This window comes from Flavobacterium sp. (genome assembly GCF_044348915.1).
Lineage (GTDB): Bacteria > Bacteroidota > Bacteroidia > Flavobacteriales > Flavobacteriaceae > Flavobacterium.
Genome location: NZ_JBIKRX010000028.1, coordinates 1 through 12,650 on the forward strand (window position 1 = coordinate 1; position 12,650 = coordinate 12,650).

Here is a 12,650-nt window from a genome sequence, read left to right on the forward strand (position 1 = left end):
GGATGCGAGTAGCTGTGCCTTTCGGCAAAAGCAAAATCTATACGGCATTGGTTGTCGAAATTCACCAAAACAAGCCTGGTTTATATGAAGCCAAAGAAATACATCAAATCTTAGACGAAAAACCTATCGTTACAGATGTTCAAATCACACATTGGTTATGGATCGCTTCCTATTATATGTGTGCAATTGGTGATGTGTATCGTAGCGCGATGCCTTCGGCACTTTTGCTCGAAAGTGAAACTATTATTGCCAAAAGGAATGATGGTTTTGTAGATGAAATCCAACTCTCGGATGACGAATTCCTGATTTATGAAGCTTTGCAAACGCAGGCTTCTCTGAAAGTTCAGGATATCATGAATATTTTGAATAAGAAGAATGTTTTTCCGGTTATCCAAAAATTAATTGACAAAAACATTTTGGTTCTCCAAGAAGAAATGTTGGAGTCGTATACTCCAAAGCTCGTTCGATATGTAAGATTACATGCAAAGTACGAAACAAATGAAGGCTTGGGAGCATTATTGGAAGTGCTTAAAAATGCCAACAAGCAAAAGGAGATAGTTCTGAATTATTTTCAATTAAGTGCTTCAGAGAAGGCCAGAGGCGAAGCCGAGAGGAGCGGAGCTAAACCTATTACAGTCAAAAAGTTAATTGAGGCATCTAATTCAACGTCAACCATAATTAAAGCCTTAATCGATAAAGAAATTTTTGAAGAATATTATGTTCAAGTCGATCGTGTTAATTTTTCCGGAAAAACTACCGAAGAACAATTACAATTAAGTGAAGCACAGCAAAAGGCATTCGAAGAAGTCAACCATAGTTTTACTGAAAAGGATGTTTGTCTTTTGCACGGTGTAACATCTAGTGGAAAAACAGAAATCTACATCAAGCTCATTGAACTATGTATTAAGGAAGAAAAACAAAGCCTTTATTTATTGCCCGAAATTGCTTTAACGACCCAATTGGTAAGTCGATTACGCGATTATTTTGGTAATAAAGTAGCGGTTTTTCATTCGAAGTACAACAACAACGAACGGGTAGAGGTCTGGCAACAAGTTTTTGCAGGTTCTTCAAAAGCTCAAATTGTAATAGGAGCTAGGTCAGCTTTGTTTTTGCCTTTTTCTAATTTGGGGCTTATAATTGTTGATGAAGAACACGAACAAACTTTCAAGCAGGTGGATCCTTCACCACGGTATCACGCCAGAGATGCTGCCATTGTTTTAGCTAACAGTTTTAAAGCAAAAGTAGTTTTGGGTTCGGCAACACCAAGTATCGAAACCTATTTTAATGCACAATCTGGCAAATATGGCTTAGTCGAAATTTTTAAAAGATACGGAAATGTCAAAATGCCAAAAATTGAGTTGGTCGATTTGAAAGACAAGTATTTCCGAAAACAAATGTCAGGTCACTTCAGCGATACTTTAATAGAAGGGATTACGAATGCTTTGTCTTTGGGAGAGCAAGTTATTTTATTTCAAAATCGCAGAGGGTATTCGCCCATTATAGAATGTTTGACTTGTGGTCACGTGCCTCAATGTCCACAATGCGATGTGAGTCTAACGTATCACAAACACAAGAATCAGTTGCGATGTCATTATTGCGGATATTCTATGGCAAAACCAACAAATTGTCATTCTTGTACCAGTGTTCATCTTACAACAAAAGGTTTTGGAACGGAACAAATTCAGCAAGAACTAATCGAATTGTTTCCCAATACTAAAATTGGTCGTATGGATCAAGATACCACTCGTGGGAAATTTGGTTTCGAAAAAATCATCGATAGTTTCAAAAATAAGGAAATTGATATTTTGGTTGGAACTCAAATGCTGGCCAAAGGTTTGGATTTTGAAAATGTAAGTTTGGTTGGAATTTTGAATGCTGATAATATGTTGTATCATCCCGATTTTAGGGCTTTTGAAAGAAGTTTTCAGATGATGACACAGGTTTCAGGTCGCTCTGGCCGTTCGGAAAAACAAGGGAATGTAATAATTCAAACCTATAATCCAGACCACAACACCATCCAGCAGGTCGTTCAGAACAATTATATAGGTATGTATAAAGAACAAATGTACGAAAGACAGATTTATAAATATCCACCTTATTTTAAACTAATTAAACTTACTTTGAAACATCGCGATTTCGATAAACTCAAAGAAGGGTCAATCTGGCTGTATCAGGTTATGCAGCAAAACTTATCGATTCCGGTTCTAGGACCTGAAGAACCGCCTATTTCCAGAATTCGAAACGAGTACATTAGAACCATAATGGTAAAGATTCCAACTAGCCAGTCCTTGGTGGGCACAAAAAAAACTATCCAGAAAATACTGAATAGTTTTGATGTTGTTTCGCAATACAGAGCTATAAAGGTGTCTGTGAATGTCGATTTTTATTAGTTTATTGCCAAAGCTCTAACTAAATCTTCTTTTTTATGCCTGCTCAGCGGAATTTTGGTAACTCCAATTTCAGCAAATCGGCTGTTGAAGCGTTCAACTTTATCAATGTTGATAATGTAAGATTTGTGCACTCTCACAAACTTGTCTTTCGATAAGTCTTTTTCGAAAGATTTCATGGTCGAAAGCACCAAATTGCTATCGTCTTCAGTCACTACTTTTACATAGTCGCCAAATGCTTCAATCCATTTAATTCTTGCAGTGAAGATTTTTAGTTTTTTTAAATTGCTTTTGATAAAAATATGCTCACCATCTTCTTCATGGATCTCAGATTTCAACATATGCAAGTCCATGGCTCTTTTAACTGATGCATTAAATCGATCTACAGCTATAGGTTTCTGTAGATAATCTGTTGCATCATAATCAAATGCTTTCATGGCATATTCAGCCTTAGAAGTGATGAAAACGATTTGGGGTTTTGTTTTTAAACCATCCAAAAAATCGAAACCACTAATTACGGGCATCTCAATGTCCAAAAAGATGAGATCCACATTGTGTATGGTCATGCAACCTTTTGCTTCAATTGCGTTAGAAAAATCACCAATTAAGTGTAGATTTGGATGATTATTTACTAACTTTGTGATGATCATTCTCTGAATGGAACTATCATCTACTACGACACAGTTTAGTTTCATAATTGTTATTATTTAAGTTTCGGGATATTAAAAGTAATACATGTATTTTTAAAAACCTAATTTTATAGGCTTTTTTTGCCTTATGACGATAAAAAACAGCTTTTTCTTGTTTGTTCGAAAAAAAAGATTACTTTTGCAGCCAATTTAACAAATACATATATATTTATGAATCATTATGAAACTGTTTTCATTTTAAATCCCGTTTTATCTGAAGTTCAGGTAAAGGAAACAGTAAGCAAATTTGAAGATTTTCTTACAAGTAGAGGAGCTGAAATGGTATCGAAAGAGGATTGGGGTCTTAAAAAAATGGCCTACGAAATCCAAAACAAAAAAAGTGGCTTCTACCACTTATTCGAATTCAAAGTAGCAGGAGAAGTCCTAATTGCTTTTGAAACCGAATTTAGACGTGACGAAAGAGTGATGCGTTTTTTAACGGTAAGTCTTGACAAACACGCTATCTCTTGGGCTGAAAGAAGAAGAGCCAAACTTAAATCTACAAAAGCTTAATCATTATGGCAACATTACAACAATCTGCTTCAGGAAAAAAAGACGGAGATATCAGATATCTTACTCCTTTAAATATAGAAACAAACAAAACTAAAAAGTATTGTCGTTTCAAAAAATCAGGTATCAAATATATCGATTATAAAGATGCTGATTTCTTATTGAAATTCGTTAATGAGCAAGGAAAAATTCTTCCTCGTCGTTTAACAGGGACTTCATTGAAATACCAAAGAAAAGTGTCTGTAGCCGTAAAAAGAGCACGTCACCTTGCTTTAATGCCATACGTGGCCGATTTACTTAAATAATAATAAAACTCAGTTGTTGTCCCGATAAAATCGGGACTAACTTCTAAAAACAAAGGACAACAACATGGAATTGATTTTAAAAAAAGACGTTCAAAACTTAGGTTTTAAAGACGATGTGGTAAATGTAAAAAATGGTTACGGTCGTAACTTTTTGATACCACAAGGATTTGCTCAATTAGCTACTCCTTCTGCAAAGAAAGTATTGGCTGAGAACCTAAAACAAAGAGCTCACAAAGAAGAGAAGATGGTGAATGACGCTAAAGCTTTGGCTGAAACATTGAAAGCTCTTGAAGTTAAATTGTATGCAAAAGCTGGTGGTGAGAAACTTTTTGGTTCAATCACTAATATTGATATCGCTGAAGCTTTGGAAAAAGCTGGTCATTCAATAGACAGAAAATTCATTACAAGCGGTATCGTAAAACGTACTGGAAAATATGCTGCTAGCATCAGATTACACAGAGATGTAGTAGTAGAATTAGCATATGAAATTATCGCTGAAAAAGCTTAATTTCTCACTATTTTGAATCAAATCCCGATGAAAATCGGGATTTTTTTTTAATCTGAATTCAGTTCAGATTCTTTTCTTATTATATTAACGCATCTGATAATAGATGCTGAAACAAGTTCAGCATAAATGAAATACGCAAGACTTACCAAAGAACAATTCGAAGAATTACATCAGGAATTTATTAATTTTCTAGCTAGTCAGAGCATCGACAAAGCAGAATGGGATCAATTAAAAGCCGAAAAACCAGAAGTTGCCGAACAAGAATTGGATGTTTTTTCCGATTTGGTTTGGGAAGGTGTGCTTGGCAGAGCAGTATATTTAGAACATTTTTCTAATAATCATATTTTCCTTTTTCAATGTTTTGATACTTACATACAGTCTATTGTTTTGAAATCATTAGTGCCGGAAATCAATTTTTTGACTAAAGAAGGCTTGCAATGGTTGATTGATAATATGTTTACCTACACCATTGAAATGAAAACCGGAAAAAAAGTTTTTACGGAAGAACGTAATAGTTCTATTTTTGGTTTGATTCAACAAGGAGCGATTTTGAGTGACGGTCAACTTTATCAACAAATTATTTCGATTATTGAATCGTAATCGTGTCGTTTTTCTTTAAAATTGGTTATTTTAGTCTTTTATTTCAAAAGCTACAATAGCCAATTTTACTTTTTATGGACATTCTACTGACAATTCAAAAATTACGAGAAGAATTAAATCAGCATAATCACAATTATTATGTGCTGGATGCACCCCAGATTTCCGATTTTGAATTTGACCAAAAACTAAAACAACTTCAAGAATTAGAAAATCAAAATCCAGCGTATTTTGACAAAAATTCACCAACTCAAAGAGTTGGCGGTGCAATTACGAAAAACTTTGAAACCGTTAAGCACGAATATAGAATGTATTCGTTGGATAATTCGTATTCAAAAGAAGATTTAATAGATTGGGAAAATAGAATTCAAAAAGTGCTTGGTGATGTTGAGCTAGAATACACTTGCGAATTGAAATATGATGGTGCATCAATAAGTATTACTTACGAAAACGGAAAACTAGTTCGGGCTGTCACTCGTGGTGATGGGGTTCAGGGTGATGATGTAACTAATAATATTAAAACTATAAAATCGGTTCCACTCCACCTAAATGGAAATTTCTCTGACAAATTTGATATTCGAGGCGAGATAATTTTGCCTTTTGCCGGTTTCGAAAAAATGAATCAAGAACTGGTAGAAATTGGTGAAACACCCTATTCGAATCCAAGGAATACAGCTTCGGGAAGTTTGAAATTGCAGGACAGCTCGGAAGTGGCAAAACGACCTTTAGACTGTTTGTTGTATTTTCTAATTGGAAATAAATTGCCTTTCAGTTCTCAATTTGAGGGCTTAGAAACCGCTAGAAATTGGGGTTTCAAAGTACCAAAGGAATCCAAACTGGCAGGCAGTATGGAACAAGTTTTCCAATTTATTGATTATTGGGATGTTCATCGACACAATCTTCCTTATGAAACCGATGGTGTGGTGATAAAAGTAAATAGCTTTCAGCATCAAGAGGAATTAGGTTTTACAGCTAAATCACCTCGTTGGGCAATTGCATACAAATTCAAATCGGAACAAGTTTCAACGCGATTGAACTCGATTTCCTATCAGGTGGGAAGAACGGGAGCTATAACGCCTGTTGCCAATTTAGAACCTGTACAATTGGCGGGAACAATCGTAAAACGGGCTTCGATGCACAATGCTGACCAAATCGACAAGTTGGATATTCGGATTGGCGATACCGTTTTTGTTGAAAAAGGAGGAGAGATTATACCAAAAATTATTGCTGTTGATTTAAGTCAACGTCCTGATTATTCAGAACCTACTCAATACATTACTCATTGTCCGGAATGTGAAACCGAGTTGATTCGTGGAGAAGGTGAAGCTAATCATTATTGTCCAAATTTCTATGGTTGTCCTCCACAGATTATAGGGAGAATCCAACATTTTATCTCTAGAAAAGCGATGGATATTGAGGGGCTTGGAGGTGAAACAGTCGCTTTGCTTTACAATAATGATTTAGTACATAATTATGCGGATTTGTATGAGCTAACAGTGGAGCAAATTTTGCCATTAGAGAGAATGGCTCAAAAATCGGCAGAAAATTTGGTTCGAGGAGTCCAAAATTCAAAAAGTATTCCTTTTGAACGTGTTTTGTATGCGCTTGGAATTCGCTTTGTGGGAGAGACAGTAGCCAAAAAACTGGCTAAACATTATAAAAACATAGAAGCGTTGAGCCAAGCTAGTTTGATGGATTTAGTTTTGGTTGATGAAATTGGAGAAAGAATTGCACAAAGTGTATTGGATTTCTTTGATAATCAAGAAAATAAGCTTATTATTGACCGATTAAAAAATTATGGTGTTCAATTTGAAACTGTAGAAATTGTAAATCCCAATGCGACGGAAAAACTCTCGGGCAAGACTTTCGTTGTTTCGGGAGTATTCGAGGAATTTTCTAGAGATGATTTGAAAAAAGCAATCGAAGACAATGGTGGTAAAGTGGGAAGTTCCATTTCGGCCAAAACAGATTATGTCGTCGCAGGTGCCAATATGGGACCGGCAAAATTGGATAAAGCAGTCAAGTTGAGTGTCCCTATTATTTCGGAGACTGATTTTAAAAAAATGCTAAATGACGACTAATAAACCTTCGTTATGTTTATATTTTGCAGCTTGTATCCTAGTTGTGATTTTTAAATTACTAGGTTTACATACGTATATGTTGTATGCTAAATCGGCAATAATCCCTTTGGTGTTTGTTTATTATTTCATTACGAATAATTACAAGATATCATTTGCAAAGGCAATGATTTTTATGTTTTGCTTTATTGGAGATATTTTTATTTTGTTGCAATTTGAAATTTCCCCATTGGGAGCTTTAATGTCCTTTTTGTTAGTTAATTTATTGCTGTTGAAACTAGCGATTGATGATTTAAGGTCTTTAAAATTTGATGAAAGTGATCGAATTCCGATTGTTATATCCTCACTATTCGTTTTATCAATTGGTATTTCGGTTTTAAGCCTTCAATATGAAAATATCGTCTTCGATTTTTCATTATATATCATTTATGGAATAGCTTTAGCAATTTTGAATTTTGCCGCAATTACAAATTACCTTAAAAAATCAAACTATGCTTTTTTGAATTTGATGATTTTTTGTGTCGGTTCAATGATTTCGGACGTTTTTTTTATGATCAATAAATTTTATGCTCCATTATTTGCCTTTGATTTTATTCAGGTTTCAGTCCAGGTTTTTTCCTATTTTTTTATGGTAACTTATTTTATAACAAATGATCAATTTAGGATAAAAATAAAAAACTATGATGCTTTTTAATAAAGAGATAAATCTCGGAAAGTTCATTATTTGGGCATATTTCTCTGTTGCAGCTGTCGAAGTTATAGGAGAAGTGTTTTCGTACAAGCCAATTCTATTTGTTTTTAAACCATTGACTTTGGCTGTGTTGATGATTTTGTATTGGTTAACTTCCGCTAAACGAAATCTTCTTTTTATCGCGGTAATTTTGTTTGCGCTGATTACCAATGTGTTTTTTATATTTGAAACAGAGACGATGTTGTTTTTGGGTTTAATAGTCTTTATAATTCATCGCTTGTTGATGATTTATTATATGACCAAATTAATACAACTTAAAGATTACATTCCTTTTTTTATTGCGATGATACCATTTTTATTTATTTTCTTCTATTTGTTGTCTATTTCTAGTGGAATAACCAATAGGAGTTATGGAATTTTAATTATCCAAAATATTTTGATTTCCATCATCGCTGGAATAGCTTTTTCAGATTATGTTATGCAGCCAGGGAAAAGCCATGCAATATGGTTGTTTAACTTTGGGTTGTTATCCATAGCGCAGTATTTCATAGTATTTATAGAAAAATACTATCTCTCGGATCTTTCGCCTATAAGTTTTAGGCCACTAGCAATGATTTTGAATGCTATGGTGTATTTTGCGTTTTATAGATTGGTAATGGTAATAGAACGACTAAACGATAATTGATTTTCCTTGGGAAGATTTTGATTTATCGTTGTCAAAATAAAAATCAATTCGGCCTAAATTGATTCCGTAACAGCCCACTTGATTGACCAAAACTTCTTTGCCTTCAAGGTTTTTTACTATTGTAGGTTTGTCTAGAAAAGTGTGTGTGTGTCCACCAATTATTAAGTCAATATCTTTGGTGAGTTCAGCTAGTTTTAAGTCGGATATTTTGTTTAGATCTCCCTTAGAGTATTTATAACCGAGGTGAGAAAGGCAAATAATCAAGTCGCATTTATTTTCTTTTTTAAGAATTCGAACCATATCCTGCGTTGCTTCTAGTGGATTGTTATAAACAGTTTCCTTCGACATTTTTTTATCAACTAATCCTTGAAGTTCGATACCTAGGCCAAAAACACCAATTTTGATTCCATTTTTATTGAAAATTTTGAATGGTTTTACAAATCCATCCATCGAAGTGTTCTTGAAATCATAATTTGCCGAAACAAATTCGAAAGTAGCATGTGGCATTTGTGCAGTCAAGCCATCAATACCATTATCAAAATCGTGATTGCCTATTGTTGATAAATCATATTTCATCATACTCATCAATTTGAATTCGAGTTCGCCCCCATAATAATTAAAATAGGGCGTTCCTTGAAAAATATCACCGGCATCCAATAGCAAAACGTTTGGGTTTTCTTGACGGATGGTTTCTATCAGCGAAGCGCGTCTAGCTACTCCTCCCATATTTGGATTTCGAGGATCATCCATAGGAAAAGGGTCGATATGACTATGAACATCATTCGTGTGAAGAATGGTTATGTGTTTGATATCGGATTTAAAACTGCTCAGCGTTAGACCTAATCCTACCATTGCTGCGCTTGCGGTTGTTTTCTCTATAAATTCTCTTCTTTTCATTTTTCTTTTTTTTAAATCTAAAATCAGCTCTCGAAGCTTCGGGACTGAAATCTGCAATTTACTCTACACTAACTCTCACGTCTTTTAATACTGGAATCGTATCTACTTCAATGAAATAATCAATCAACACATTTCTCAATTTGTAATCAAGATCATATTTTTGAATTCCTTTCAAAAAGAAAACCATATTATCTCCGCCATTAGATAAATAATCATTGGTGGCGACCAAATAAATACTGTCTTTATTTACAGCTTTGCCTTGAATTAAAATATTTTTAGCTGTCTTGTCTTTAGCAATAGTGAATGTAATTCCAGCTAATGGATGTGGTTTTTGTGTTTCAATGAAATAATTGACTAGTTCAAAAATCTGTTCTCCTTTCAAGGCAATAACTACAAGGCTATTTTCGAAAGGCATTATTTCATAGGCCGTTCTGGCTGTTACATTTCCTTTAGGGAGTATGGCGCGGATTCCGCCATTATTTAGAAAACACAAATCGATTTCTTTTTTTTCGCGAGCTTCTAAAACTATATTACCTCTATGAATAGTTACATCCGCCATCAGATTGCCAATAGTTGTTTGCCATTTTCCTTCATTTTTATCCAACGTGACAGGACAATATGCTAAAATGCTATCTAAATCTTTATTGATGTGCTCTCGGTATGGTTTGACGAAATTATCAATTTGCTGATTTTGTGGTTCTTTATCAGTAATGGTAATCTTTTTTCCTTCAATTTTTGAAACATAATAGGGTTTTGTTGCACAGGATGTAACACCAAAAAGTGTTAAGAATATAACAAAAAGTTTCAAAACACGAATATACTTTTTTAAATTTACCATTTGTATCGCGACTTTAATAATTAATTTTGTAATCAAGTAAAAGTACTATGTTTTTAAATTATATCAAGAATTATTTTTTATTAAAATTCATAAAAAATAATTTAAATAATGTCAAGAGCAGTAAGGAGGTAGTGTCTATTCAAACGGTTGGATTGCTGATAGATGAGAGTTATTTTTTAGATAAAGAATTCTTAATAAGTGAACTAGTCGAACAAGGAATTGCTGAAGCCAGCATTAAGACTTTAGTTTACCGAGACAAGTTAAAAAAAAATGAGGTTTATTCTCTTCCTACTTTCGGAACAAAACATTTGAATTGGAATGCACAAATAACAGAACCTTCAGTAAGAGAGTTTATTAAAGAGAGATTCGATTTGATGATTAGTTATTATGATGTTGAAAAGGCATTTTTACTAAAAGTTACCAATAGTTCGAGAGCACAATTTAAAGTTGGTTTTTCATCGGTAGACAAACGGTTAAATCATCTTATGATTAGTACAAATGCCGAAAATCATACTGTTTTCGTTCACGAGTTATTCAGATACTTAAAAATATTAAATAAAATATAAAATAAATTATGCAATCATTAATAGGAACTGGTGTTGCGCTAGCGACTCCATTTAAAAAAGATTTATCAATCGATACAGAAGCTTTAAGAAGAATAGTTAATCTTTCAATTGATGGCGGTGTCGAATACCTTGTAATACTTGGCACTACTGCCGAAAATGCCACAATGACTCCAGCAGAAAGAGAATTTGTAATAAAAACTGTTGTCGAAACGAACAAGGGCAGATTGCCGATGGTTCTTGGAGTAGGAGGTAACAATACAGCTGAAGTTGTTGAGGAGTTAAAAACTAGAGATTTATCTGCATTCGATGCCATTCTGTCAATTTCTCCTTATTATAACAAACCCACTCAAGAAGGTATTTACCAACATTTTAAAGCAGTTTCTGAGGCTTGTCCGATTCCAATAATTCTATACAATGTTCCAAGCAGAACTGGAAGTAATGTGTTGCCATCAACTGTATTGCGATTAGCAAATGATTTCGAAAATATTGTTGCAATAAAAGAGGCGGCTGGAGATATGATTCAATCCTTGCGATTAATCAAAGATAAACCAAAAGATTTTCTGATTCTTTGTGGTGATGATATGATTGCCTTACCAATGGTTTTAGCTGGTGGTTCAGGTGTTATTTCTGTTATTGCTCAAGGTTTTCCAAAAGAATTTTCCGAAATGATCCGATTGGGCTTGAATAGAAAAGTAGATGATGCTTTCAAATTACAATATCAATTTTCAGATTGTATCGATATGATTTTCGAGCAAGGAAATCCTGCAGGAATCAAACAAGTTTTTCAATCGTTAGGTATCGCAGAAAACACACTTCGCTTACCATTAGTATCTGTCGATGAACAATTAGCCAACAGAATTGATAATTTTGTAAATAATATCATTCAATTATCGTAAAAAAGTATCTTTTTTTAACAAAAAAAATATATTTTGTAGTGGTCAAATTTATACCTAAATTTGCCAGCGAAACTTTTGTATTTTTTTTGGACGCTTTTGTTTTCTTAACCGTAAGCAAATTAGAGTAAAAAAGCAGAATCAATATTTGTTTCGGTAGTATGTCTACAGGCTCAAGTTTCAAATTTAAATAAAAATCAAAATTGTGGGTAAAAAAATAGTATCGTTGGTACTTCTTGTGGTTCTTTTCACTTCTTGTGGTGAATATCAAAAAGCATTAAAATCCGAAGATGTAGCTGTAAAGTTTGAAATGGCTACAAAATTATACGACGCAGGAAAATATAACGATGCCATACGACTTATAGAGCAAATTGCTCCGGCTTACAGGGGAAAACCTCAGGCAGAGAAGTTGTTTTATATGTTTTCGATGTCGTACTATAAAACAAATCAGTATTATCTTGCAGCATATCAATTCGAAAGTTTTGTTTCAGGGTATCCTAAAAGTGAAAAAGTAGAAGAATCAGCGTATTTAGGCGCAAAGTGCTTTTCAAAACTTTCACCAGTGTATAGTTTAGACCAAACAGACACCTTCAAAGCGATTGAAAAATTACAGGGATTTATAGACACTTATCCTAACTCTACTTATATTCCCGAAGCCAATAAAACGCTTAGAGAATTGAATGATAAATTGGAGAAAAAAGTTTATGAAAATGCAAAGCAATACAATACCATTATGGATTATAAATCGGCAATGGTAGCTCTTGACAATTTTGTAGCTGATTATCCTGGGACTCCTTATAAAGAAGATGCTCTTTTTTATAAGTATGATTCGGCTTACCAATTGGCAATAAATAGTGTGTCAGATAAAATGGTTGAAAGATTAAATATTGCTAAAACAGCTTATGGTAATTTAATAAAATTTAAGCCAGAGACAAAATACAAAAAAGTAGCCGACGAAATGTTAGCTAGAATTGAAACCGATTTAAAAAATTTCACTAAATAATTA

The 12,650-nt window shown here is 33.8% G+C and carries 14 protein-coding genes; 11 read left to right on the plus strand and 3 right to left on the minus strand.

Annotation, left to right across the window (positions count from 1 at the left end):
• A partial coding sequence (priA, locus tag ACIQ1E_RS06805) for a primosomal protein N' (RefSeq protein WP_396169894.1) occupies positions 1-2,390 on the plus strand: 2,390 nt, incomplete at its 5' end.
• On the opposite strand, the gene ACIQ1E_RS06810 is transcribed toward priA, so the two are convergent.
• Positions 2,387-3,082 carry a LytR/AlgR family response regulator transcription factor gene (locus ACIQ1E_RS06810; protein WP_396169896.1) on the minus strand — a complete coding sequence of 232 codons (696 nt, stop codon included), beginning with the start codon at positions 3,080-3,082 and terminating at the stop codon, positions 2,387-2,389. The two genes, priA and ACIQ1E_RS06810, sit on opposite strands and share 4 nt — an antisense overlap.
• Positions 3,083-3,247: 165 nt before the next feature.
• Here ACIQ1E_RS06810 and rpsF point away from each other — a divergent pair, with 165 nt between their 5' ends.
• The 7 genes from rpsF to ACIQ1E_RS06845 all read left to right on the plus strand — a co-directional run bounded on the left by rpsF (position 3,248) and on the right by ACIQ1E_RS06845 (position 8,450).
• Positions 3,248-3,589, plus strand: coding sequence for a 30S ribosomal protein S6 (gene rpsF, locus ACIQ1E_RS06815; protein ID WP_116761249.1), 342 nt, complete (start codon positions 3,248-3,250; stop codon positions 3,587-3,589).
• A gap of 5 nt (positions 3,590-3,594) precedes the next feature.
• A complete protein-coding gene (rpsR, locus tag ACIQ1E_RS06820; RefSeq protein ID WP_007138295.1) occupies positions 3,595-3,891 on the plus strand; it encodes a 30S ribosomal protein S18 in 297 nt (98 codons plus the stop codon).
• Between the two features lie 64 nt (positions 3,892-3,955).
• The gene (rplI, locus tag ACIQ1E_RS06825; protein ID WP_396169898.1) at positions 3,956-4,399 is read left to right on the plus strand and encodes a 50S ribosomal protein L9; all 444 of its coding nucleotides are present in this window, start codon (positions 3,956-3,958) and stop codon (positions 4,397-4,399) included.
• Between the two features lie 126 nt (positions 4,400-4,525).
• Complete coding sequence (locus ACIQ1E_RS06830; protein ID WP_396169900.1) at positions 4,526-4,999, plus strand: DUF6495 family protein; 474 nt, start codon at positions 4,526-4,528, stop codon at positions 4,997-4,999.
• Positions 5,000-5,073: 74 nt separating this feature from the next.
• Positions 5,074-7,077: an NAD-dependent DNA ligase LigA gene (gene ligA / locus ACIQ1E_RS06835; RefSeq protein ID WP_396169902.1), complete on the plus strand. Its 2,004-nt coding sequence runs from the start codon at positions 5,074-5,076 to the stop codon at positions 7,075-7,077.
• Positions 7,078-7,282: 205 nt separating this feature from the next.
• On the plus strand, positions 7,283-7,768 hold the full coding sequence (locus ACIQ1E_RS06840) for a hypothetical protein (protein WP_396169904.1): 486 nt from the start codon (positions 7,283-7,285) through the stop codon (positions 7,766-7,768).
• A complete protein-coding gene (locus ACIQ1E_RS06845) occupies positions 7,755-8,450 on the plus strand; it encodes a hypothetical protein (RefSeq protein ID WP_396169906.1) in 696 nt (231 codons plus the stop codon). Before ACIQ1E_RS06840 ends, ACIQ1E_RS06845 begins: the two co-directional genes overlap by 14 nt.
• Here the strand turns inward: ACIQ1E_RS06845 and ACIQ1E_RS06850 are convergent.
• Together ACIQ1E_RS06850 and ACIQ1E_RS06855 are read right to left on the minus strand one after the other, a co-directional pair.
• Positions 8,436-9,347, minus strand: a complete 912-nt coding sequence (locus tag ACIQ1E_RS06850) for a bifunctional metallophosphatase/5'-nucleotidase (RefSeq protein WP_396169908.1) — start codon at positions 9,345-9,347, stop codon at positions 8,436-8,438. The two genes, ACIQ1E_RS06845 and ACIQ1E_RS06850, sit on opposite strands and share 15 nt — an antisense overlap.
• Positions 9,348-9,405: 58 nt before the next feature.
• Entirely contained in the window at positions 9,406-10,185 is a 780-nt protein-coding gene (locus ACIQ1E_RS06855; RefSeq protein WP_396169909.1) for a 5'-nucleotidase C-terminal domain-containing protein, read from the minus strand.
• A gap of 47 nt (positions 10,186-10,232) precedes the next feature.
• On the opposite strand from ACIQ1E_RS06855, the gene ACIQ1E_RS06860 reads away from it, so the two are divergent.
• The 3 genes from ACIQ1E_RS06860 (at position 10,233) to ACIQ1E_RS06870 (ending at position 12,647) form a co-directional block, all read left to right on the plus strand.
• Positions 10,233-10,751 carry a DUF6913 domain-containing protein gene (locus ACIQ1E_RS06860; protein WP_396169911.1) on the plus strand — a complete coding sequence of 173 codons (519 nt, stop codon included), beginning with the start codon at positions 10,233-10,235 and terminating at the stop codon, positions 10,749-10,751.
• Between the two features lie 8 nt (positions 10,752-10,759).
• Complete coding sequence (gene dapA / locus ACIQ1E_RS06865) at positions 10,760-11,647, plus strand: 4-hydroxy-tetrahydrodipicolinate synthase (RefSeq protein WP_396169914.1); 888 nt, start codon at positions 10,760-10,762, stop codon at positions 11,645-11,647.
• A 199-nt stretch (positions 11,648-11,846) separates the two neighbouring features.
• Positions 11,847-12,647 carry an outer membrane protein assembly factor BamD gene (locus ACIQ1E_RS06870; protein ID WP_396169952.1) on the plus strand — a complete coding sequence of 267 codons (801 nt, stop codon included), beginning with the start codon at positions 11,847-11,849 and terminating at the stop codon, positions 12,645-12,647.
• Positions 12,648-12,650 lie beyond the last annotated feature (3 nt).